General features: G+C 46.5%; 23 protein-coding genes. 14 read left to right on the forward strand and 9 right to left on the reverse strand.

From position 1 onward, the window contains the following. Nucleotides 1-19: 19 nt before the first annotated feature. From MHH50_RS16010 to MHH50_RS16025, 4 genes are all read right to left on the reverse strand, one after another. The gene (locus MHH50_RS16010) at nt 20-370 is read right to left on the reverse strand and encodes a hypothetical protein (protein ID WP_036677002.1); all 351 of its coding nucleotides are present in this window, start codon (nt 368-370) and stop codon (nt 20-22) included. Next, nucleotides 360-599 (reverse strand): helix-turn-helix transcriptional regulator, encoded by a 240-nt coding sequence (locus tag MHH50_RS16015; RefSeq protein ID WP_036677000.1) that lies wholly within the window; start codon nt 597-599, stop codon nt 360-362. The genes MHH50_RS16010 and MHH50_RS16015 overlap by 11 nt, the downstream gene beginning before the upstream one ends. Nucleotides 600-891: 292 nt before the next feature. Further along, entirely contained in the window at nt 892-1,461 is a 570-nt protein-coding gene (locus MHH50_RS16020; protein ID WP_340033129.1) for an MFS transporter, read from the reverse strand. A gap of 134 nt (nt 1,462-1,595) precedes the next feature. Beyond that, nucleotides 1,596-2,519 (reverse strand): 2-dehydropantoate 2-reductase N-terminal domain-containing protein, encoded by a 924-nt coding sequence (locus MHH50_RS16025; protein ID WP_340033130.1) that lies wholly within the window; start codon nt 2,517-2,519, stop codon nt 1,596-1,598. 148 nt (nt 2,520-2,667) lie between these two features. On the opposite strand from MHH50_RS16025, the gene MHH50_RS16030 reads away from it, so the two are divergent. The 3 genes from MHH50_RS16030 (at nt 2,668) to MHH50_RS16040 (ending at nt 4,684) form a co-directional block, all read left to right on the forward strand. Then, nucleotides 2,668-3,219, forward strand: a complete 552-nt coding sequence (locus tag MHH50_RS16030; RefSeq protein WP_340033131.1) for a TetR/AcrR family transcriptional regulator — start codon at nt 2,668-2,670, stop codon at nt 3,217-3,219. A 407-nt stretch (nt 3,220-3,626) separates the two neighbouring features. Next, nucleotides 3,627-3,860, forward strand: a complete 234-nt coding sequence (locus MHH50_RS16035; RefSeq protein ID WP_076106729.1) for a transcriptional regulator — start codon at nt 3,627-3,629, stop codon at nt 3,858-3,860. A 383-nt stretch (nt 3,861-4,243) separates the two neighbouring features. After that, on the forward strand, nt 4,244-4,684 hold the full coding sequence (locus tag MHH50_RS16040; RefSeq protein WP_340033132.1) for a hypothetical protein: 441 nt from the start codon (nt 4,244-4,246) through the stop codon (nt 4,682-4,684). Between the two features lie 138 nt (nt 4,685-4,822). Here the strand turns inward: MHH50_RS16040 and MHH50_RS16045 are convergent, their stop codons facing one another. The 4 genes from MHH50_RS16045 to MHH50_RS16060 are packed head-to-tail and all read right to left on the reverse strand — an operon-like array spanning nt 4,823 to nt 7,109. Then, nucleotides 4,823-5,290, reverse strand: coding sequence for an SRPBCC family protein (locus tag MHH50_RS16045; protein WP_076277576.1), 468 nt, complete (start codon nt 5,288-5,290; stop codon nt 4,823-4,825). A 23-nt stretch (nt 5,291-5,313) separates the two neighbouring features. Next, nucleotides 5,314-6,057 (reverse strand): pirin family protein, encoded by a 744-nt coding sequence (locus MHH50_RS16050; protein WP_340033133.1) that lies wholly within the window; start codon nt 6,055-6,057, stop codon nt 5,314-5,316. A 13-nt stretch (nt 6,058-6,070) separates the two neighbouring features. Further along, complete coding sequence (locus MHH50_RS16055; RefSeq protein WP_340033134.1) at nt 6,071-6,922, reverse strand: DsbA family protein; 852 nt, start codon at nt 6,920-6,922, stop codon at nt 6,071-6,073. Then, complete coding sequence (locus MHH50_RS16060; RefSeq protein ID WP_076279732.1) at nt 6,912-7,109, reverse strand: hypothetical protein; 198 nt, start codon at nt 7,107-7,109, stop codon at nt 6,912-6,914. Before MHH50_RS16060 ends, MHH50_RS16055 begins: the two co-directional genes overlap by 11 nt. Nucleotides 7,110-7,261: 152 nt before the next feature. Here MHH50_RS16060 and MHH50_RS16065 point away from each other — a divergent pair, with 152 nt between their 5' ends. The 3 genes from MHH50_RS16065 (at nt 7,262) to MHH50_RS16075 (ending at nt 10,184) form a co-directional block, all read left to right on the forward strand. Then, nucleotides 7,262-7,636 (forward strand): helix-turn-helix domain-containing protein, encoded by a 375-nt coding sequence (locus MHH50_RS16065; RefSeq protein WP_076217626.1) that lies wholly within the window; start codon nt 7,262-7,264, stop codon nt 7,634-7,636. Nucleotides 7,637-8,077: 441 nt separating this feature from the next. Continuing rightward, nucleotides 8,078-9,478 carry an MFS transporter gene (locus MHH50_RS16070; RefSeq protein WP_076281769.1) on the forward strand — a complete coding sequence of 467 codons (1,401 nt, stop codon included), beginning with the start codon at nt 8,078-8,080 and terminating at the stop codon, nt 9,476-9,478. A 115-nt stretch (nt 9,479-9,593) separates the two neighbouring features. After that, nucleotides 9,594-10,184 (forward strand): TetR/AcrR family transcriptional regulator, encoded by a 591-nt coding sequence (locus MHH50_RS16075; RefSeq protein WP_254847688.1) that lies wholly within the window; start codon nt 9,594-9,596, stop codon nt 10,182-10,184. A gap of 162 nt (nt 10,185-10,346) precedes the next feature. Here the strand turns inward: MHH50_RS16075 and MHH50_RS16080 are convergent, their stop codons facing one another. Next, nucleotides 10,347-12,164, reverse strand: coding sequence for a GAF domain-containing protein (locus tag MHH50_RS16080; protein WP_340033135.1), 1,818 nt, complete (start codon nt 12,162-12,164; stop codon nt 10,347-10,349). 206 nt (nt 12,165-12,370) lie between these two features. On the opposite strand from MHH50_RS16080, the gene MHH50_RS16085 reads away from it, so the two are divergent. From MHH50_RS16085 to MHH50_RS16120, 8 genes are read left to right on the forward strand one after another with little or no spacing between them, the layout of a single operon-like run. Beyond that, nucleotides 12,371-13,963: an ABC transporter substrate-binding protein gene (locus MHH50_RS16085; RefSeq protein ID WP_076277581.1), complete on the forward strand. Its 1,593-nt coding sequence runs from the start codon at nt 12,371-12,373 to the stop codon at nt 13,961-13,963. Between the two features lie 25 nt (nt 13,964-13,988). Further along, nucleotides 13,989-14,936, forward strand: coding sequence for an ABC transporter permease (locus MHH50_RS16090; RefSeq protein ID WP_076217622.1), 948 nt, complete (start codon nt 13,989-13,991; stop codon nt 14,934-14,936). A gap of 16 nt (nt 14,937-14,952) precedes the next feature. Then, on the forward strand, nt 14,953-15,849 hold the full coding sequence (locus MHH50_RS16095) for an ABC transporter permease (RefSeq protein WP_076279734.1): 897 nt from the start codon (nt 14,953-14,955) through the stop codon (nt 15,847-15,849). A gap of 24 nt (nt 15,850-15,873) precedes the next feature. After that, nucleotides 15,874-16,857, forward strand: coding sequence for an ABC transporter ATP-binding protein (locus MHH50_RS16100; RefSeq protein ID WP_076217620.1), 984 nt, complete (start codon nt 15,874-15,876; stop codon nt 16,855-16,857). 9 nt (nt 16,858-16,866) lie between these two features. Continuing rightward, nucleotides 16,867-17,850 (forward strand): dipeptide ABC transporter ATP-binding protein, encoded by a 984-nt coding sequence (locus MHH50_RS16105; RefSeq protein WP_076217619.1) that lies wholly within the window; start codon nt 16,867-16,869, stop codon nt 17,848-17,850. Between the two features lie 30 nt (nt 17,851-17,880). Then, entirely contained in the window at nt 17,881-19,176 is a 1,296-nt protein-coding gene (locus tag MHH50_RS16110) for a CapA family protein (RefSeq protein ID WP_076217618.1), read from the forward strand. Nucleotides 19,177-19,196: 20 nt separating this feature from the next. Next, nucleotides 19,197-20,621 (forward strand): amidohydrolase, encoded by a 1,425-nt coding sequence (locus tag MHH50_RS16115; protein ID WP_076217617.1) that lies wholly within the window; start codon nt 19,197-19,199, stop codon nt 20,619-20,621. Nucleotides 20,622-20,646: 25 nt separating this feature from the next. Further along, nucleotides 20,647-22,065 carry a M20 family metallopeptidase gene (locus MHH50_RS16120; RefSeq protein WP_076217616.1) on the forward strand — a complete coding sequence of 473 codons (1,419 nt, stop codon included), beginning with the start codon at nt 20,647-20,649 and terminating at the stop codon, nt 22,063-22,065. The last annotated feature ends 40 nt before the right edge of the window (nt 22,066-22,105 follow it).

A 22,105-nucleotide genomic window follows, 5' to 3' on the forward strand; every position in this document is an offset into this window, starting at 1 on the left:
TCCTCGCTCTGACCCTTCCTTACGACAAATCCTTTTTATACTGGATGGCCATGTAAATTCCACCAGCTAAAAACGCTAGCGCATATTTGAACAAGAAAAAGATGTTCCACATATACTCTTTAGGAAAAATCATGTCACATAGAATAATTGTCAACAGCATAAAGTAACTGCTTTTCAAAAAGATTTTATTTGTCCGTTCATCGTCTTGCCCAATCTTCTTATAAAATACATAGGTGAAAATCGCACTACCCATGAGCAGTAAAAAACCTACTCCAATGAGAATATTCCAATTTCCCGTAGATTGCTCAGCCCAGGACTTTAAAGGGTGGAAAATTGCGTTATGGATATCAGAAATAGACTTAATTTTCATTTTGATCATTTCCTTTCAAATAAGTAAAAACATCGTTAACATCAACATTAAAAAAATCGGCAATTCGAAAAGCCAATAGCAGAGTCGGCACATAATTCCCTTTTTCCATTACGAAAATGGTTTGTTTGGAAACCCCGACTTTCTCTGCTAATTCTTGCTGAGACATTCTGGCAAGTACACGATATTCATAAACCTTATTGGATATCGAATCACCGAAATCTTTCTTCATGACCATCACCTCTTGAATCAAATTATAAACTGATTTTTAACAAATGTAAAGTTTACTTATACTTCGTTACATAATATATTTATGTTTACCTGGACTACTTTGATTTAACAAAAGCCAGAATGCAGAAAGAACCTGACGAGATTCATGATTCCGCCTGGTTCACATATCGATCTAATGTAATTTATGGTTTTTGGTGGTGCATTTTATGATTTTCAGTGGTGCAAATCGATGAATGATTGCCACGATCGTGCAAGAACAATTCACAGTCAATAGCAGACGGATCGCAATCGGATTACTTAACGGATCTGGGATGGACGAAATCCATGCCTTTTAGCACACCAGGCAACAAACAGAGCAAGAAGGTATTGATAGGCATCACGATATCCACACCTTGCTTCCCCGCAGCCTGAGCAAGTGCTGTCTGCAACAATGTTGCCGCACCACCGAATGTCAGCCCCCACAGCGCAACAGAAATGAAGATAATAGTACCATGCTCACTCCAAAGTCCTAGTACAAGAGATATCAGAGCAAATCCGGTAAGACTGATGAGAACCAACGGACGCAACCAACGATCAATGAAAATCCCAATCACCCAGATTCCCACCAGTGCCATAATTCCAAAAACAAGCAGAACCTGTCCGAGATAGGGTTCAAGCCCCTTATCATCCAGGAAAGGAGAGATATAGGTATACAAAATATTATGAGCCAGCATCCAGGCAAGAACCACAACCAAGATAGGAATCACCCCAGGTGTGAGTAAAACTTTGAATACTGAAATGCGTTTATCAGCCGACTGTCCCGGATAATAAAGCAGCGACAGTCCAAGACTTGATAAATAAAGTCTTGGACTGTCGCTGTTCAATTATCATTTCCCGGTAGTTTATTCAAGGATGCTACGAAAAAACTATATATTTAGATTTTCATATTCAGATTAATGCCTGATTGAAGGATTTAATGAAAATAAATTAAAAAATACCATACTATTTTAACAAAAAATTACGGAACATGTATTTCCGATTTGATATCATGTTGACTTAAAAATTTCATTAAATCATTACTCAGCTGTACAATCTCATTGTTAGCATTATTCGCATAATCCGGCAACATCATATCCCTAACCATCTTAGTTCGTAGCCATGTCATAAAGAAGAGATCCAAAAATAAGTTTGGAAATTTAAGCACCATTTTAAGTATTGGAGGATCAATTAAAACGCCCGCTTTTTGTATTTCCCTAAGATACGCTTTTAAAGTGACTGTTATTTTGCGTGCCGTCTTTCTGGTTCTGGCTGTTTTTTTGTCAATAATCTTATTCTCAGAATGCAAAAAGCTCAACATGGCAATATCTGATACGGAATGTGTGATTAGATACGCTTGCATATCCTTTTTAATAACGTAGGGAAGCTTTGCTGTTTTAAATAGTTTTGCGAGGTTTTCTACGCGTTCTGTCGCTACACCATTAATTTCTCCAAATGCAGTTGCCGCTATAAACTTTGGTAGAAATCGCGCATGTAATACCCCATCTTTAATCTGTCCGCCGAAGCCGGGAAAAGCTGGTAAAAGTCTATCCCCTACGATATCCAGCCACGAAGAAAATCCAATTGAATTACTAATCATCGTAACTATATTTTTGCTTTGATTATCTTTTAGCGCTAACAATGCTGCTTCGGACCGATCATAACGAACAGTAACGAAAATAAAATCGTATACATCGTCATTTTCGAGCGTATCCATGACATTCACTTGTATCGATCTAACTGTACCTTTTTCTATATACTGCAGGCCATTTTCTCTTAATGATGTATATCTATTCGAATGTGCAAACAGGCTAACGTCAAACCCTGCTTCAATAAGCTTAATTGCGTACATGCTCCCGATGACACCTGCACCAAAAATTAAAATTCTATCTTGTTTTGCTGACATATAAACCACCCCAACTTATTAATATTCCCTATTGATTATCCGACAACGCGTTGTATGATGTGATTATAAATCTTCATTATTCCTTGATCAACCATCAGTTTTTTATGATTTGTCGGATGGTATTCTTATTCACTAGTAGGAGGGAAACATGAAAAAGCAACCCCAAATAACGGAGAAAACAAAACAAAAGTTTGTAGAAGTTTTTTGTGAGTTATATAGCCAAAAGCCGATTGAGAAAATTTCGATTCAGGAAATTTCGAATAAGTCAGGATATAACCGCAGCACCTTTTATCAATACTTTACTGACATTTACGAATTGTTAGACTCTGTTGAAAATGACCTATTGAATGAAATGAAAAAAGAATTGGCAAATAAAGAGCTATCGTTGGATACGGTTCAAGACACGCTTTATTGTCTGGATAAAAAAGAACATCTCCTGGTTCTTAATGCCCTTTTGGGTGATTATGGAAGTGTCCGTTTTTTAAAACGCTTAAAAAAAGAAATCGCTTTGAATCAATTAGAATTAAACGTTCCGCAAAACCAATCACTAACGCCATACTTCATTGAGTTTTACCTGACAACTGCTCTTTCTTTGTTTCGTCTTTGGCTCCAGCGTCAAAAGGATTTATCGTCAGAAGAATTTTTCAAGTTAGTGGAGAACCTATATTCAAGAGGGATTACGCCCTATTTTAAAGAATGAGTCTGTCATTCAAACCCAATCCATATGTTCTATAACAATAAAAAAGCGCGCATAAGCTTGTTTACACAATATACTCCATAAAAACTGACCTAACTTACTCTTAAGGTGGACGATGTTATAGACCACGAGATGGGGCGTTATTGCTTATATATGTACGGAGTGAGAGATATGAACATCTTAATCAATATAGCAATGAGGATTTAGCAGATTTTCTACACAGTGCTATTATGCATCATTAATCTCAATTGTGAACAGGAAAATTGGGCTAAAAATAGGAAAACCACAGATTGAACTAACGGGAAACATGGGGAACTTCATCGTTATAGGACCCTTTATGAAGTATATTCATGCTGGCAATGGACAACGCTTAAGGTTAAGTATTATCTTATGCGGGAGGTCATCACTTCTTGAAATTTGAACTAGGACGTTGCTTACTGAATGAACGATTGATGGAATCCGGGAAGTCAGCGGAATGGCTGGCAAAAGACTTGCTTTTTAAACCGGAACGAGTTTACGACTTTATTGAAAACAAAAGAGTGATGCCACTCAAAATTGCCATATCGATCGCCGATTCCATCGGTTGTGATGTTCGTGCCTTGTATGAATTAATTCCGAATGATAATGAAGTAAAGGGAGATTAATGGAATAAGTGGTAGGTTGCATTAAGACTACGAATGTGATCCATTAAGCTAAGATAATGGGAAACGATAGCTCTATCAAAATAAGAAGGCAGTTGATCATTGTGAGATACTGCTCGGCATACGCGCGTAACGCATTCAGCTTTCTTCCCAAAAGCAGGTCGAGTATGGTTTCTCCTCGAATATCGGGAATACCGGTATTGTAAGTCCAATTCTTGAACTCAGGGTTTTCCAAGATCCGGTGTACTCTCTGACGACGATTCTCGGGGTATTTACATTCACTTCAATGATTGGCACAGAGACACTGATTCCGGTATTTATGCAGAACATGCTGGGGTATAATGCTCTGGAATCAGGTCTTGCATTACTACCCGGGTGCGCTCCTGATGGGCGCCATGATGCCGGCTTCAGGCCGGTTGTTCGATAAATTCGGAATTCGCTGCCTTGCCATCACAGGATTTACAATTATCACTGTTACAGGTTTTTTGTTCACCCAGTTGGAAACCGGAACGATTTACGGCTATGTACTGACGGTTTATATGATTAGAATGATTGGTATCTCGCTTGTCATAATGCCGCTAATGACGGCTGGCATCAACCGCTTGTACCGCAAGCTGATCTCTCATGGCACAGCAATGAATAACACGATGCGCCTCGTCGGCGGTTCAATCGGAACAACTATTCTGGTTACGGTCATGTTCAATGCAATCACTTCAACAGGGCAACCTATGCCGGAGGATATGATAGGAGGTGTATACTCGGCATTTATGGTGGCAACCCTCCTGGCACTAGCCGGAGCAATCTTAACATTGTTTGTTAAAAAGTGAGCAGCAGTTAGCTGCGAAACACGAGTGATGGTAAGCATTGAATAGCTGCAGCCGTCAGGAACACAATAAAGCCCTTTTACCCCGGCTAAGGAGGTGAAAGGGCTTTATATTGCTTGCCTTCCAGTAGTCTGAATTAGCTTAAAGAGCTCCAACTGTAACCATTTCTCTTATAGAGGCAAGTGTTGTTTCAACGGCTTCAATATAGCTTTTCTCCATTTTATTAGAGAATTCTTTCTCTGCTGCTTTGTTTTGTTCTCCGCTTCTTAGTTCGAAGGTAAAGGTAAATCTTACAGATAAATTGCCATGTTCATCTTCTTCGATTTCATTTTTAATGAAGCCTTTAGTCGGCCCGCCCAGAGGTTCAAAGACGATCATCTGTTCAGGGAAAAAGTTAACCTGTTCATTCATTCTTTCACCGTACAGCACCACTTCCCGCAGAAGTGATCTTTCGTCCTTTTCTACTACTGTGCACTCTGTTATCGCACCTACAAAACGGGTTGCGTCTTCTGCTTTCATAACAAGACCTTGCCATACTTGATGTCTATCCAATACGGGATGATTTTTTGTACTATTGTTAACCGGGATGCTGCTGGATACTGTAAACATGGTATCACTCCTATTTTAGTAATTTATCTTTTTCTTCCACTGAAAGGTCCTGCCAGCGTCATCGGAGCATCTAGTTTAACCAGGAACAGCACAAGAGAAGAGTCCTCAAGAATTTGAATCGTTGACATTTCAGAGAGGGAATAAGTTACCGCATCTCCTTTATTTATTGTAATATCATTCATTGAAATGCTTCCATCCATCACATAAAGCCAAGGTTCCATGCCCTCTATGCTGGGAGGCTGCATTTCTGTTGCCGCTTTAGCATGGGCATCATAAACGATTACTTGTTGTCGAATTTCAAGTGGAGCCTCAACTTCTTTTGGTCCTGCCAGCAATGTCCATTCTCCGTTTGTAGGAATGACAACACGCTCAAAGAACTGAACTTTCGAAGGAAGATCAGCCTTTTCCGGCCGGATAAAGATTTGTAGCATATCGACGGTACTGTTCGGTGTGGACTCCTCATGAAAGAAGCTTTTACCCGCGTTCATCATCATTAGATGGTTAGAAGATACTTCAATCCGGTGTCCGGCCGAATCTTCGTGCAGCATCTTTCCTTTCCACATATAGCTAAAAATCTCATCATTGTTATGCTCATGCATTCTAACAAGCGCACCGGGTCCCAGAATTCCACGATCGATTCTGCTCAGAGGACCAAAAGCATAATCTTCAAGCGAAGGATCTCCCCAGATTAACCCCGGACGCATTAAACGAAGCTGAAAGAGGCCTTGCCCCATTTGATGCCCTTGATTAGCTTTGAGTACTTGCATGGAAATTCCTCCTTTAAATTTGTTCTAAGTCCCATACCCGTCCATGTCCGTTGACATCAGTTTGGGTAAGATCTAAATCGGCTGATTGATTGAGCAAATCTGTTTCCATGTCCGCTAAATCCCGGTTATAAATACTTGCCAATTCCTTAGTGGTCAATGGACCATAGTCCGTAAGCAATTCGCGGACTGAGCGTGGCTCATATTCTACTAAATCAGCCCCTAGCCTGGAGAAAACCTGTAAATAAGTGTCATACGGACGATATCCGTTCAACAGGAGAGTATCCGAATTATCTCCGGCTAACGCATCCAGTAAGCGAATGGCTACAGTCGGAAATCCAGTCACTCCATAGATCCGGCAGATGCGTAAATCCTTTTCGAAAAGCTTCTCAGCTGCCCCTGAATCCAGATCCCGTTTGAATTGTTCGACGTCAAGGCCTGGTATATCATCTGCCAACTGAATATAAACATCATGTTCCTGAATTTTCTTCCGCTCTGTATGAACAGCCCGGCGCAGTCTCCGCAAATAATCATCACCTATGGAACTGCCTTGCATCTGCGCTGCTTTGACCGCGATATTGGAAGGCCATGTGGAAAAATGGGGGTCGGTAATATCTAGCATGACCCGTTCATCACTGGGTTGACCCGTTTTTTCTGATACTAGTCTCCAGTGGGGTGCAACTTGCGCTGTGCTTCCGATTTGATTCTGAGCATCGTAAAAAGCAGACATATCCTTCGTTAGCCCACCCATAACATATTTAAATTGAATTTGCTCGCGATAACGTTCTTTTAATTGATAGGTTATAGGCTCGGATGCCCAGCACCATACACAAAACGGATCGGTAAATGCTATGATTTCAATCTTCATTTTCTTTCTGCTCCTCTTCTATCCGTGAACAAACACCAGTGTTAAGATCACAACCAATCGCTTCTTCATTATCCCAGTTGATTAGAGTAAGCTTAGAGGGACTGCTATTAAGTAAAGCATCATCATCTTCACAATCAAGCCGGGGAGCAGCACTTTCGTATTCAGCGATATCAATCTGTTGCGCCATGATGTTAAGCCTCCTTATATTTGCATTGAAACAACGTTTGTACCAGCCTCATTTGGTGTCTATGAAGTTATTATGTACCCATGCATCCCAATTGTGAAGTAAGCACAAAATTGTGGTATAGTATCAAAAAAGGTACTAATGGAGGTCTCAAAATGGATTATGAATTCGAAGCATGTCGCGTGATTCCTGTGCTTGAAATCATAACGGGAAAATGGAAACCCCTTATTCTGCGTCATCTGATTAAAGGAGGCACCAAAAGGTTTAGTGAGCTGAGAAGCTTAATGCCAGAGATCACTCAGCGTATGCTCACACTGCATCTGAGGGAGCTGGAGGAGCAGCATATCGTTAAAAGGAATGTCTATGCGCAAGTTCCGCCTAAGGTGGAGTATTCTATTACAGAACATGGTCTAACTCTGGAGCCCGTGTTGGCAGTTATGAATGAATGGGGTACCAAGCACCTGCAATTCATGCAAGAGATGGAGCTTGAGAAAAGGGCCGAGGAGAATGAAATATTGAATTTCGATTGATTGTGGTAAAAAAATATTGAATATATAACTTTATAATAAAGCACGAAAAGGATGTAAAATTACAAAAAAAGGGATCTATCTCCTCATATGATGTAATTCACTTCAATTTCGGTTCGGACTTGAGGCGATAGAGGACTGTGTAAGGCTGCTATTTACCGGCAGCCTTTTTAAATTGCCTAACGTTAGGAATTCATTGCTATTTCGTTTTGGCTTGACACTATATATAAAAGAGGATATTATCTTTTCGAATGTCAGTAAGCACTGACAGACATACTTGAGGTGAAAGGGGAACTATAAGCGTACTATCTTTTGGAATAAAAGAGTGAATTCAATCGGCAGGAATCGATCCAATTCTACATAAAGACTTATCCTGTTAGAAGGAGGAGCGAGTTTTTTTGTACTTAACGAAAATATATTACCTTTTAGAAGTGAGGCAAACTTATGCAAACTACAGATAGTATTCAAAAAAATAACGGTGAGCGCTTAATGCGAATTCTGGTCTTTACACTGATCATTTCCGTTATGAATGGAACGATGTTTAATGTGGTGCTTCCGGTGATCAGCAAACAATTTCAAATTTCACCGTCGCAAGTGAGCTGGATGGTGACCGGTTATATGATTGTATACGCAATAGGAACTGTCACCTTCGGCAAACTGACAGACAAATACAGCTTGAAGAACTTACTGACCTTTGGCCTCATCTTTTTAGCAGCCGGCTCCTTAGCGGGGATCTTGGCCTCCGCTTATTGGATGATGATCGTCGCACGTATCTTACAGGCAGTTGGGGCATCCGTCATTCCTGCGCTGGCCATGATCATACCCATTCGTTATTTTTCACCTGAAAAACGCGGCCGTGCGTTAGGCACTACCGCTATCGGAACAGCTCTTGGTGCTGCACTTGGTCCGATCATTGCTGGTTTGGTGTCCAGCGCATTGAATTGGCAAGTCCTTTTTGTAATTCCTTTGCTTTCACTGTTTACGTTACCTTTCTACCGGAAGTATTTGGATAATGAAAAAGGGAGTGCCAGCAAAATTGACTTTATTGGCGGAATTCTGTTAGCAGGAACAGTAGCTACTCTGCTGCTTGCGTTAACCAATGGAGGTATAGGTTATGCTGTAACCGGAATTGTTTTATTGATCTTGTTCATCTTACGTATTCGTCATGCTGCTGATCCGTTCGTAAAGCCGGTTGTTTTTAAAAACAAATCTTATTCCTTCGGTTTAGCCATTACCTTCGTATTGACTGCAGTAGGCTTCGGCGTTCCCTTTATGGTGCCGCAACTGCTGTCACAAGTAAACCATTTGTCAGCAGCCGTAACAGGGCTCATTATGTTGCCATCAGCCCTTGTGACCGCATATATGGGACGTAAAGGCGGTAAGTTAGCTGATGAAAAAGGCAATTCCTTTCTGTTGTCTACAGCCGCCACCCTTCTTATCATTGGTTTCCTGTGCTTGTCTTCCGTTGTAGGCATGTCACCTATATTTATTTCCCTATTCCTAATCTTAAGTGTTCCCGGTCAATCGTTTATGCAGATTGCCTTGTCAAACACCATTTCAAGAACACTGCCGAAGGAGCAAATCGGAATTGGTATGGGCTTGTTATCGATGTTTAATTTCATTGCTGCAGCTGTATCCACAGCGACTATTGGGAAGATTCTTGACTTTGGTACCCCAACTATTCATTTAAACCCGCTGCCGACAAATAGCGCTGCTTTCGTATACAGCAATATTTTCCTTGCGCTTGCGTTGCTGGTTGCTGTAATGGCCGTTTTATATTTCGTTCTATTCGGCCGCAGTTCGAAAATGAATACAGCCCAACGTGTGGAAAAGGGCCAAATGTAACCGGTATTAATGAGGTTCAGGTGTGCGCCGGTTGCCTTGACATTTCTTTTGTGAAGGGCTATTATCGCGAGGAATGACAGTCGGTACGAACTGGCTACAAAATGAGGTGGGAAAGTTGCGCAACAACAGCACTTTAAGCACTAGTGATAAATTGCTATTGGCAGCAATCGATTTAATCGCAAGCAAAGGCTACAAAGGAGTAACTACCCAGGAAATTGCTGCGACAGCCGGACTCAGTGAAAAAACACTGTTTCGGCAATTTGGCAGCAAACAAAATCTGCTCGAAGCTGCATTTGACCGTTTTCATTATGCTGAAGAAATGACAAAGCTATTTAATGAAAAACTGATTTGGGATTTACAGACGGACTTGTTATTGATCAGTCGAACCTATCATGAAATCATGAACCGTAACCGCAAAATGATTATGATCAGCATTAAAGAGATAGACAATTTACCGGGATTTCATGAAAGAACAATCAAACACCCCAGACAATTCATGGAGATACTATCGAATTATTTTAAGGTTATGTTCGAAAAAGGGAAGCTAATTGATACGAATCCAGAGCTTCAGGCGTACTCCTTCATTTCAATGAATTATGGGACCTTCCTAAACAACCTGGATAACGGCCGGTTTTTCCCTCATATATCACTTGAATCATTTATTGCGGAGAGTGTGAAGACATTTACTAGAGGCTTGGCGCCTTAAAGAGCAACCGTTTTATGAAAATAGGAGTAACGTAGTGAAGCGATCCTGAGACGTATATTGCAAGCCTTGATCCGAATGGAGCAGTGCTTGCCAATACGTCTCTTTTTGTATTCATTGTGTAATTGCTGAAGATGTTATATTCATTACTCTATTCGTCCCGTGCTAATGCTTTTGGTTAAAGGTATCTTTGAGATGATAAGCCATTTGAATTTTTAACATATCGTCTTTATTGTCGAAGCGTATGTTCAGCACTTGCTGGATTTTTTTGAGCCGCTGATAAAGCGTATTGATGTGAATACCAAGCACCGCTGCTGTATTGATTGCAATTTTATCCTCAGACATATAAATGTGCAAGGTTTGCTCCAACTGGCTACTATGACCCGGTGTGCTTTCCAGAGGGCCAAGGATGTCTGAGATAAACTGGTGGATCTCGGAGACATCCTGTCCAAGGAATAACCGGTTGATACCTATATCCTTATATTGAATACATCCAGATTGCTGCTTGCTGAACATATAGTGCAGGGTTTTTTGAGCTTCCGTATTGCTTTTGGCAATATTGACTATGCCTTTGTAAGGGGTACCCATTGCTGCACTCAGCACGTACTTGCTTGAACTGAACCGCCACTCCTGAATCATACGCTCCATGGATTGTTTAACCCATTCGGCATCTGCAGCATGGGGGAAGGAAGTTAGCATGATTACTTGATTATGAAGTCCAAACGCCATATGGGGTGTGCTATTAAAAGTCTCGTTCAGCTTGAACACAAGCCGCTGGATGTTAATTTCTGTCTGATACAGCTCAAATTGACCGGTTATCTCCAGTATAGAAACCGACATGTACCCGGAGAAATCAAGACCTAATTCAACTCCCTTGGCCATCAGCGCATCGTCATTCTGGTTCTGCAGCAACTTAGTGAAGATTTCTTTAGTCTCCTTATAGTAAATGTCAGTGAGGCTGAGTTTCTTGATCATCTCCAAGGCGAACAGCGAGCTGGATTGCTCAAGAGTCACAATGTCCATGCTGGCAATCAGTCCGGTAAGCCTGACCATGATGCACCCCAGCAGCACCTTATCGACAGTAACGGGATGCAGATAAAATTCCTGTTCATGGAAGCTGATTGTAAGCGGTACGTGATCCTCGGTATCCCAAAGCCCTGCAATATCATCAAATTCAAGCTGTATCTGCTGAGAATTGCCGTTATGGGAATGCTTGTTGAGCATATCCACGAAGGACGCCGGCATTTTGATCATGCGGTTCAGCTCTTTGACAATGGCATGTATGCCTTTGTTCTTCAGAGACAAAGCAGTCAAGGCCTCATGAACCTCCAGGCGTTTCTGCAAAATCTGGTTGTTCTCCTGAATCTGGCCGCTCAGCTCCGTAACCTCCTGCAATACATTCTGAACTTCGCTATACAGCTTTGCATTCTCCACAGCGATAGCTACCTGATCGGCAAATACTTTCAGTAATTCTAGATCATAGGCGGTGAACAAGCCCTCATCATCAAACCGGTGCAGCGTTAATGTCCCTCTTCGTTCTCCTCGTATGGTAACCGGAACAGAAATCATGGAACGGGCAATATATTGTTCATCGGTGAGCAGCTTATTACGGAAGTTCTGATTCTCCGGCGACAGGTGCTCCAGTTCATCCAGCATATCGTTCATATTGTAAATCCTAGCAATCCCATCATCAAATACCTTTCCCGACAATGATTCACCTCTGCGTGTATTATGCAGCAGCGAGCTTGCAATATTCCCCACATAAGCCAGTGGAATCAGCAATTGCCGTTTCTCGTCGAATAAGCGGAAGATTCCGCTTGTGCTGAGGGGAATGACTGTCAAAGCAATTTCTAGGATTCTGTTCAACAACTCATCGTAGTTAAGTGTTGAGGTGAGTGTCCGGATACCTTCAATAATATTTCTGAATTCACTGCTGCTGAACAGCAGCTTGCTGGAAATGACAGGGTTTACTTTCGGATTCAATTCGACATCTCCTCACCATTGCGTTAGAATACATGACATTAAAATCGAGATTATAGAGGTAACATACATATATTCTATACTAAATTAGAGGTTTTAAACATAGAAAATTGTCGATAAATCTATAGAATGAAGACAAGTCAGAGTAAATTTGTTTTTATGATAGTTTTTCTGACATATCATTAAACATTATTAAAGGGGGCGTTTCAATGAAAAAGGGTACGATGCTGCTGATGATTATGGCGGTAATGATGTTTCTGTATGGCTGCAGTTCTTCCGGTTCGAATTCCGGTTCCGGTGCAGCAACCGGCAATTCGGAAAGCAATAGCGGCGGTGCAGCGCTAAGTGATGAATTAAGAATCGCTTATCCGACTCAGCCGTCCACGCTAGACCCGCAGATGGTTACAGGTGGTGCAACCAAGGATGCTGCTCGTCCAATCTTTGAAACACTCCTCACCTTGAATTCTAAGTATCAGGTGGTCCCAATGCTTTCGGAAAGTTGGGACAAGAGTGAAGACGGTCTCGTGTACACCTTCCAGCTGCGCGAGGGTATTCACTTTCATAACGGGAAAGAGATGACTTCCTCAGATGTTGTAGCCTCCATGAATCGCTGGATTACCTTATCAACAGCTGCACAAGGAATCATCGGAGATGGCAGATTCACAACGGATGGAGATTATACCGTTGTCCTGACATTAAATAAACCTTCTCTGGATGTGTTGCTAGTAATGGCAACCTACAAGCAATTTCCGGCTATTATGCCTGCTGAAGTCATTAAGAGTGCCGACCCGAGTTCCGGTATTAAGGAATTCATCGGAACCGGGCCTTACAAGTTCGTAGAATGGAAACAGGATCAATATATTTCATATACCAGAAACGATGATTATCAACCGCTTGATACGGAAGCAGACGGACTTGGTGGCAAGAAGGTGGCTGAAGTTAAGGATATCCGCCTCTCCTTTGTCTCTGAGGACTCCACCCGCATGATTGGCTTACAGTCGGGAGAGTATGATGTTGCCAGTCAGCTTGGAGCCGACAACTATGACAGCATCAAGGATGATTCCAGCCTGAATACAACCCAGGTAATGACAACGAACATCAGCATGAACTTTAATAAGAAGCAAGGTCTGTTTACCGATTTGAAAATGCGCCAGGCCGTAAATGCGGCGCTGAATATCGATGATATATTCATGGCGAATCCGGGCATTCCGGAGTTCTACCGCATTGACCAATCGTACATGCTGAAGGAGCAGAGCGACTGGTACGTGGAACCGGAAGCAGGCCTTTTCAACCAGAAAGACCCGGAGAAAGCCAAATCTCTTCTGGCGGAAGCAGGCTACAATGGCGAAGAAATCCGCCTGCTGGCAACCCGTGAATATGGCTATATCTATGATCAGGCCGTTGTAATCAAAGATCAGCTTGAAAAAGCAGGGATGAATATTAACCTGGTTGTGTATGATTGGCCTACGCTCGTAGCGAAGTTAAACGAGTCCGCTGAATGGGATTTGAATCTTGGCGGTTATACCTCCGTAGTAACACCCTCCCAAATCTCGGCTTTAAATCCGAACTATTACGGCTGGACAAATGACCCGGCCATTACGGAAGGGCTCAGCAAGATGAACGCCGCTGCATCAGAGGAGGAAGAGCAGGCGATCTGGAAAGATGTTCAACAGACCGTGTGGGATTATCTGCCGACCATTAAGTTGGGTGATCTCTACACCTTGACAGCAACAACCTCGAAGGTTGAAGGGTACCACGATTTCGAAGGAATTGTGCTGTGGAATACCAAGGTCTACAAGTAATTTTCAGTCAAGGAGGCGGTACGGAGTGAAAGCATATTTGATTAAACGCCTGTTGTCTGTACTGCCGGTATTGTTCATCGTCTCGCTGCTCGTATTCATGATTATTCATTTGACGCCGGGTGATCCGGCGTCAGTCATGCTGGGAGACGAAGCAACACCGGAGGAAGTGGCGGCCCTGCGCGACCAGCTTGGTCTGAATCTGCCGCTCTACCAACAGTACTTTCACTGGATTGGCAATGCTCTGATAGGTAATCTGGGTTATTCCTATTTCATGCAGCAATCGGTTACGGAAGCGATTTTTGACCGCCTTGGGCCAACGCTTTCATTAGCAATTATGGCTCAATTGATTGCAGTTGTTATAGCGATTCCAATCGGTATTATCTCTGCACGGAAACGGGGTACAGCAACAGACCAGTCCTTAATGAGTCTGTCACTGCTTGGGTTGTCGATCCCAAACTTTCTACTTAGCCTGTTCCTGGTGCTGATCTTTACAGTCAATCTGAAATGGCTGCCGGTTGCCGGATACAGGCCGCTGAGTGACGGGTTATGGACGCATTTCAGGTATTTAATCATTCCCGCTACTGCGCTCGGCACGATTACAGCTGCGCTTATTGCCCGGATGACCCGTTCCTCGATGCTGGAGGTGCTGAATGCCAACTATATCAAGACAGCCCGGTCCAAGGGGGTCAAGGAAAGAGGCGTGATCTACCGCCATGCCCTGAGAAATGCATTCCTGCCCGTATTGACAGTCATCGGTCAGACCTTTGCTGGGCTGGTTGCGGGGGCTGCGGTTCTCGAAACCATCTTCAATATCCCTGGAGTCGGCCAGCTGATCGTCAACTCTGTCCAGCGTCGTGATTATTCTGTCATCCAGGGAGCTGTGTTATTTATTACCGTAGCTTTTGTATTTATCAACCTGCTGGTGGATCTGCTATACAGCGTCATAGATCCAAGAGTCCGGTTAAATGGCTAAGCAAGGAGGGCATGAAATGGACGCAATTGAGAATATGAATCTGCAAACTGTGAAAGTCCATATGAAAAAACAGCACCGGAGCCTGATGATGAGGAGGCTGCTTGCGAATAAATCTATGGTGTTCGGATCTATTATTGTCCTGATTCTAGTCATTGCCGCAATTGCGGCTCCATACATCACCAAGTATGACCCTTATGAAATGACTGTTGCAGACCGCTTGAAGGCGCCGGATACGAACCATTGGTTCGGCACGGATAACTTTGGACGCGATATATTCAGCCGGACACTTTACGGTGCCCAGGTATCCATGGGGGTAGGATTTGCCGTTGCACTTGCCACTTCAGCCATGGGGCTTGTGATTGGCCTGTACGCCAGCTACTACCGGTTCCTGGACAATATTCTAATGCGAATCTGCGACGGGCTTATGGCTTTCCCGGGTATTCTGCTCTCCATCGCACTGATGGCCGCGCTCGGAGCCAATGTCACCAATGTCATTATTGCGCTCAGCATTGTCTTTACTCCAGCAGTAGCCCGGGCTGTCCGATCTTCGGCGATTGTCGTCCGGGAGCAGACCTATATTGAAGCCATGAAGGCACAAGGGGCTTCCGGCAGCCGGATATTATGGATGCATATCGCACCGAATACGCTATCTCCGCTGATTGTACAATCCACTTTTATTTTTGCCGAAGCGATCATCGTGGAAGCTTCACTCAGCTTCCTGGGTACAGGAATTCCGGCGCCTTCGCCCAGCTGGGGCAATATTCTGTATGACGGCAAGCTGGTCATCATGAAGGCGTGGTGGATGACGGTGTTTCCCGGCTTAACAATGGTACTGTCCGTGCTTTCGCTGAATCTGTTCGGCGACGGGCTGCGTGACCTGCTGGACCCTCATACGCAGAATGTAAAAAAATAAAACACGGAGAGGAGAAGGCTATTCATGAACAATCAGCTGCTGCTGGAGGTCAAAGAGCTCAAAACGCATTTCAAGACAGAACGAGGCAGGGTAACGGCAGTTGACGGAATAACATTCCATGTCAATGAAGGTGAAATTGTTGGCATTGTAGGTGAATCCGGCTGCGGAAAAAGTGTAACCTCACAATCCATTCTCCGCTTGTTCGACGAGAAATACACAGCCAGCTATGAAGGCGAGGTGCTGTTTGAGGGCAGGAACCTGCTGAAGGAATCCCTTGGCGGGATGGAGGATATCCGCGGCAATGATATCGCCATGATCTTTCAGGACCCGCTCAGTTCACTGAATCCGGTCTACACGATAGGGTATCAAATCGCAGAAGCGGTCCGCATCCATCAGCAGGTATCCAAGAAGGAAGCCCGGCTGCGTGCGGTCCAGATGCTCCGGCTGACCGGAATTCCTTCCCCGGAGAGACGGGTGGACGAATATCCGCACCAGCTGTCGGGAGGCATGCGACAACGGGCGATGATTGCCATGGCACTCGCCTGCCGCCCGAAGCTGCTGATCGCCGACGAACCGACAACGGCGCTGGATGTAACAATTCAGGCACAGATTATGGACATGATTATGGAGCTGAACCGGGAGCTTAACATGGGCGTAATTCTCATCACGCACGACTTGGGCGTGGTTGCTGAATCCTGCAAACGGGTGGTAGTCATGTATCTGGGCCAGATCGTGGAGGAGGCAGATGTGCAGGATCTCTTCGACACTCCACTTCATCCGTATACGAAGGGATTGATGCAGTCTATTCCCCATATGGATGGGGACCGTTCCTTGCCGCTTCACGTCATCAAGGGTTCAGTGCCTTCATTAAATAATGTACCGAAGGGGTGCCGGTTTGCCGCGCGTTGTCCTTACGCCGATGAGCTGTGTCTGTCGAGGATGCCGGAGCTGAGCGAGGCGGACAACGGCCAGAAGGTGCGATGCTGGCATTATGAGCAAATCAAGTAAAGGAGGCGGATGACAATGACCGTTCAACAACCAAGACGCCCTTTGCTTGAGGTAAAGGGCGTCAAGAAATATTTCCCGGTAAAAAGCCCTCTAGGGGCAACCCTCCAGCAGGTCAGGGCGGTTAATGACATTTCTTTCAACATGTACGAGGGTGAGACATTCGGTGTTGTAGGCGAATCCGGCTGCGGCAAAAGCACTATGGGCCGCACCATTCTCCGGCTGACTGAACCAACGGAAGGCCAGGCAATTTTTCAGAACAAGGATCTGTTTGGACTCTCGGAGCGGGAGATGAAGCCGATGCGCCAGCAGCTGCAGATGGTATTCCAGGACCCGTATTCCTCACTCAATCCGCGCAAGCGGATTGGCGCTACGCTGGAGGAGCCGATGATTATTCACCGGATGGGGAATAAGCGGGAGCGTACAGACAAGGTGATGGAAATTCTGCAGAAGGTGGGCATGAATGCCGATCAATATTATCGTTATCCGCATGAATTCTCGGGAGGGCAGCGCCAGCGTATCGGGCTGGCCCGCGCACTGGTCATGAATCCCAAGCTGATCATTTGCGACGAACCGGTCTCTGCGCTGGATGTATCCATTCAGTCGCAGATCATCAATCTCATGCAGCAGCTTCAGCGTGAGCTTAAGCTGACCTTCCTCTTCATTGCCCATGATATCAGCGTGGTCCGGCATATCTCTGACCGGATCGGCGTGATGTACCTGGGGCAGATGGTCGAGCAGGCTCCTACAGACAAGCTGATCAGGACTCCGCTGCATCCTTATACCCAGGCCCTGCTGTCAGCGGTACCGGCCACGAAGCCGAATGAGGTCCGCGAGCGGGTGATTCTCAAGGGGGATTTACCTTCTCCGCTGAACCCGCCTGCGGGTTGCATTTTTCATACCCGCTGCCCTTATGTCATGGACCGGTGCAAGACGGAAGCCCCTCTGAATAAAGAGGTAACCGAGGGACATTTCGTAAGCTGTCATCTGCATTAGCAGGCTGTTTTAAGCCAGGGAGGGATTAAGATGGGAAGTATTTCTTTCATAGCCACCGGAGACAGCTTCATTACAAGGAGGCTGGCGAATCAGGGAGTAAAGTATACGGTTCTGGCTGAATTGATCCAATCGGCAGATGTGCGCTTCACGAATCTAGAAGTCACTACGCACAGGTATGAAGGCTTTCCGGGGGCGGTGAGCGGAGGCACCTGGGCGATTGCTCCGCCTGAGGTGCTGGCGGACCTTAAGGCATACGGCTTCAATCTGGTCGCCTGGGCCAATAACCACAGCCTGGATTATTCCTACGGCGGACTCGAAGCGACGGCTAAATATTTGGATGCCTACGGCTTCGTCCATGCCGGATGCGGAGAGAATCTGGCGAGAGCGGGGGAGCCCAAATATTTGGATACCCCCTCCGGCAGGGTGGCATTAATCGCGGTTACGTCCTCTTTTCACGAGTCGTGGCCCGCCGGAGAGCAGCGTGCCGATATGATAGGCAGGCCGGGGGTCAACCCGCTACGGCATGAAATACGGCAAGTGGTCACTGCAAGACGGCTGGAGGAACTGCGGGCCATTGCGGAGGTTACCGGCATCAATGCTGAATACCATTATGCTGTGGAGAGCGGCTACCGTGTGGCCTTGCCGGAGGGACAGCTTCCCTTCGGGAGCTATATTTTCGAAGCCGGTGAGAAGGAAGGTGTGGCTACTTCAGCGCATGCCGGCGATATGAAGCGGATTCTTAAGGCGGTATCGGAAGCGGCTAGGCAAGCGGATGTTGTTCTGGTCAGTATCCATACCCATGAAATGCAAGGCGCGCACCTAGATGAGCCGGCCGATTTCCTGCGCGAGTTCGCACATGCCTGTATTGATACAGGCGCACATGCAGTTATTGGTCACGGCCCGCATAAGGTATGCGGGATGGAGATGTACAAAGAGAGACCGATCTTCTACAGCCTGGGAAACTTTATCTTTCAGAATGAGACGGTGGCGCATTTGCCCGCTGATTATTATACAAAGTTTGGCCTGGACAGTTCCCACGGAACTGCTGATGCGTTTGATCAGAGGGGGCAGAATGATACCCGGGGAATGGCCGCCAATCTGCGGATCTGGCAGTCCTTCCTACCCCGCTGGACCATGGAGAACGGCCGGATTATCGAAATTACGCTGCACCCCATTGAAATGGGCTTCGGCCTGCCGCGTTACCAACGGGGCTGGCCTGAGTTATCTTCAAGTGATGCAGCGCTTCAGGATTTACAGAGGCTGTCCAAGCCGATGGGTACGAACATCCGGATTGCAGGTGGAACCGGAAAGGTAGAGCTACTATAAGAGGGTTAGGAGTGACGGCCATGGGTACCATTGAAATTAGATCTGAAGCTATTGAGCATATCAGCGGAACGATTGAGCATAAAAGAGAGCTGCTGGCCAGTATAAACGACCGGATCTGGGAATTTGCTGAAACGCGTTATGAAGAGGCGCGCTCCGCAGAACTGTTCGCGCAAATTCTGGAGCAGGAGGGCTTTGAAGTAGAGAGAGCCGCTGGAGGAATACCAACCGCGGTAATTGGCAGCTTCGGCACCGGATCCCCGGTGATCGGTATCCTGGGTGAATATGATGCTTTGTTCGGTCTTAGCCAGGAAAAGGGCCTTTCCAGCAAGCAGCCGGTGGTGGAAGGCGGAAACGGTCATGGCTGCGGCCATAACCTGCTGGGCAGCGGGGCCCTTGCGGCAGTCATCGGGGTGAGACAATACCTGTTGGACCAAGGATTGTCCGGCACTGTACGCTTCTACGGCTGCCCTGCCGAAGAAGGCGGGGGCGGCAAGGGGCTGATGGTTAAACGGGGCTTGTTCGAAGGGGTGGACGCGGCTATTACCTGGCATCCCGGTCCAGCCAATTATATTAATTCCGCTACGCTGCTTGCTACACGCCAGGTATACTTCCAGTTTAAGGGGCGGAGTGCCCATGCAGCGGCAGCCCCCCATCTGGGTAGAAGTGCGCTGGATGGTGTGGAGCTGACCAACATGGGGGTCAACTATCTGCGGGAGCATATGGAGTCTGACTGCCGGATTCATTATGCGATTACAAACACAGGCGGAATTTCACCGAACGTTGTGCAGGCAGAGGCAGAGGTGCTGTACAAGCTGCGTGTTCCCCGCTCCGAGCAGCTGGCAGATTTGTATGAGCGGATTGTGAGAATCGCCGAGGGAGCGGCTCTGATGACCGGTACTGAACTTGTGATCCGTCCCGACTCCGGCGCTTCTGAGCTAATCATGAACCGTACACTGGAGCGGGCAGCCTATGCGGTATTCCAGGAGATCGGTGTTCCTGACTTTGATGCGGCTGAGCTGGAATTCGCCTCCCGGATCCGCACGACGCTGACCGAACAGGATAAGCTGGATGGACTTCCTTCCGGTCTGGAAGGGAAGGCCCTGTCAGACCGGCTGGAGCCTTATTCCCCGCAGGACCACCTGGTCATGGGCTCCTCCGATCTCGGCGATGTCAGCTGGCAGATGCCGATGGTGCAATGTTATGTCGCTTCCATGGCCCTAGGCACACCGCTGCATACCTGGCAGGTGGTTAGCCAGGGAGCTTCGTCTTCGGCTCACAAGGCACTGCTCCATGCCGGAAAGCTGATGGGACTGACAGCGCTGAAGCTGTTCCTGCATCCGGAAGTGCTTGAACAGGCTAAGGCGGAGCACCGGCATAAGGTTACGGGCCGCAGTTACTTGTGTCCGATCGCAGACGATGTGGTTCCCGGTCCAGTCAAACGATAAATTCAATCTGATGGGAGTGGTATAGATGACCCCAATACAGGCGGAAACGCTAAGATTTATAGAAGAGTATATCGATCAGAAGCAGGAGCTGCTGATCTCTGTAAGTGACCGGATCTGGGAGTATGCCGAAACCAGATATGAGGAGCAGCAGTCCGCTGAACTTATGGCGGAGATTCTGGAGCAGGAAGGCTTTGAGGTCCAGCGTGCCGCAGGCAATATCGGGACTGCTGTTGTAGGCAGCTACGGGAGCGGGAAGCCGGTAATCGCTATTCTTGGAGAGTACGATGCCTTGTTTGGGCTCAGCCAGCATCGTGGAGAGAACGCAAATCATCCGGTAGTCCCGGGAGGCAACGGCCATGGCTGCGGGCATAACCTGCTCGGTACGGGCGCGCTTGCCGCAGCGATCGCCGTCCGGCACTGCCTGGAGCAGTATGGTCTTGCCGGTACGGTACGCTTCTATGGCTGTCCGGCCGAGGAAGGCGGGGGCGGCAAAGCCCTGATGGCCAGAAACGGCCTGTTCGAGAATGTTGATGCTGCATTGACCTGGCATCCGGAGGCAAGGAACAAGGTTACCAATCATACCTCTCTTGCAACCTGCCAGGTGTACTTTAAGTTCAAGGGCCGCAGTGCACATGCTTCCGCGGCCCCTCATCTGGGCCGTAGTGCGCTGGATGCCGTCGAATTGATGAATGTGGGGTGCAACTATTTGCGGGAGCATATCATTCCTGAAGCCAGGCTGCATTATGCCATTACCAACAGCGGCGGCATCTCGCCCAATGTAGTCCAGGCGGAAGCGGAGGTGCTGTACAAATTACGCACTCCACGTTCTGAAGATCTGGCAGAATTGTATGACCGGATATGCAATGTGGCGAAGGGCGCTGCTCTTATGACGGGTACAGAGCTTGAGATTCAATTCGACTCCGGCTCCTCAGAGCTTATTGTCAACAAAACGCTGGAGAAGCTGATGTATGAGCAATTCGTCCAGCTGGGCGGACCGGTTCATAATGAGTCTGAGCTTCAGTTTGCGGAAGCGATCCGCAGTACATTGACTAGTCAGGAGCGGACATTCAATGTGCCGGCCGGGCTGCACGGCAAGGCGCTGGCAGACCGGGTGGAAGAATACGATCCGCAGACCTCCATGCTCTGGGGCTCCACAGATGTCGGAGACGTCAGCTGGAAGGTGCCTACGGTTCAATGTGAAGTCACCTCAGTTGCACTGGGGACCCCTTTCCATACGTGGCAGGTGGTCAGTCAGGGCGGAATGTCCATAGGGCATAAAGGGATGCTGCAGGCAGGAAAGGTCATTGGCGCTACCGCACTTGAACTGTTCCTTCAGCCAGAGGTTCTGGCTGAAGCCCAGCGGGAGCATGCCTTGCGCTTGAACGGCAGAACCTATAAATGCCCCTTCCCCGATGACGTAACACCAGGACCTGTTAAGCGCTAACCTTTGGTTAATGCGGTGATACAGCAAGTAAGGGGAATGA

The sequence above is a fragment of the Paenibacillus sp. FSL H3-0302 genome (assembly GCF_037982245.1).
Classification (GTDB): domain Bacteria; phylum Bacillota; class Bacilli; order Paenibacillales; family Paenibacillaceae; genus Paenibacillus_AQ; species Paenibacillus_AQ odorifer.

Coding starts and splice junctions, on each gene's coding strand:
- MHH50_RS16010 (WP_036677002.1), bottom strand. CDS start 370: ATGAAAATTAAGTCTATTTCTGATATCCATAACGCAATTTTCCACCCT.
- MHH50_RS16015 (WP_036677000.1), bottom strand. CDS start 599: ATGAAGAAAGATTTCGGTGATTCGATATCCAATAAGGTTTATGAATAT.
- MHH50_RS16025 (WP_340033130.1), bottom strand. CDS start 2,519: ATGTCAGCAAAACAAGATAGAATTTTAATTTTTGGTGCAGGTGTCATC.
- MHH50_RS16030 (WP_340033131.1), top strand. CDS start 2,668: ATGAAAAAGCAACCCCAAATAACGGAGAAAACAAAACAAAAGTTTGTA.
- MHH50_RS16040 (WP_340033132.1), top strand. CDS start 4,244: ATGGGCGCCATGATGCCGGCTTCAGGCCGGTTGTTCGATAAATTCGGA.
- MHH50_RS16045 (WP_076277576.1), bottom strand. CDS start 5,290: ATGTTTACAGTATCCAGCAGCATCCCGGTTAACAATAGTACAAAAAAT.
- MHH50_RS16050 (WP_340033133.1), bottom strand. CDS start 6,057: ATGCAAGTACTCAAAGCTAATCAAGGGCATCAAATGGGGCAAGGCCTC.
- MHH50_RS16055 (WP_340033134.1), bottom strand. CDS start 6,922: ATGAAGATTGAAATCATAGCATTTACCGATCCGTTTTGTGTATGGTGC.
- MHH50_RS16060 (WP_076279732.1), bottom strand. CDS start 7,109: ATGGCGCAACAGATTGATATCGCTGAATACGAAAGTGCTGCTCCCCGG.
- MHH50_RS16065 (WP_076217626.1), top strand. CDS start 7,262: ATGGATTATGAATTCGAAGCATGTCGCGTGATTCCTGTGCTTGAAATC.
- MHH50_RS16070 (WP_076281769.1), top strand. CDS start 8,078: ATGCAAACTACAGATAGTATTCAAAAAAATAACGGTGAGCGCTTAATG.
- MHH50_RS16085 (WP_076277581.1), top strand. CDS start 12,371: ATGAAAAAGGGTACGATGCTGCTGATGATTATGGCGGTAATGATGTTT.
- MHH50_RS16095 (WP_076279734.1), top strand. CDS start 14,953: ATGGACGCAATTGAGAATATGAATCTGCAAACTGTGAAAGTCCATATG.
- MHH50_RS16100 (WP_076217620.1), top strand. CDS start 15,874: ATGAACAATCAGCTGCTGCTGGAGGTCAAAGAGCTCAAAACGCATTTC.
- MHH50_RS16105 (WP_076217619.1), top strand. CDS start 16,867: ATGACAATGACCGTTCAACAACCAAGACGCCCTTTGCTTGAGGTAAAG.
- MHH50_RS16110 (WP_076217618.1), top strand. CDS start 17,881: ATGGGAAGTATTTCTTTCATAGCCACCGGAGACAGCTTCATTACAAGG.
- MHH50_RS16115 (WP_076217617.1), top strand. CDS start 19,197: ATGGGTACCATTGAAATTAGATCTGAAGCTATTGAGCATATCAGCGGA.
- MHH50_RS16120 (WP_076217616.1), top strand. CDS start 20,647: ATGACCCCAATACAGGCGGAAACGCTAAGATTTATAGAAGAGTATATC.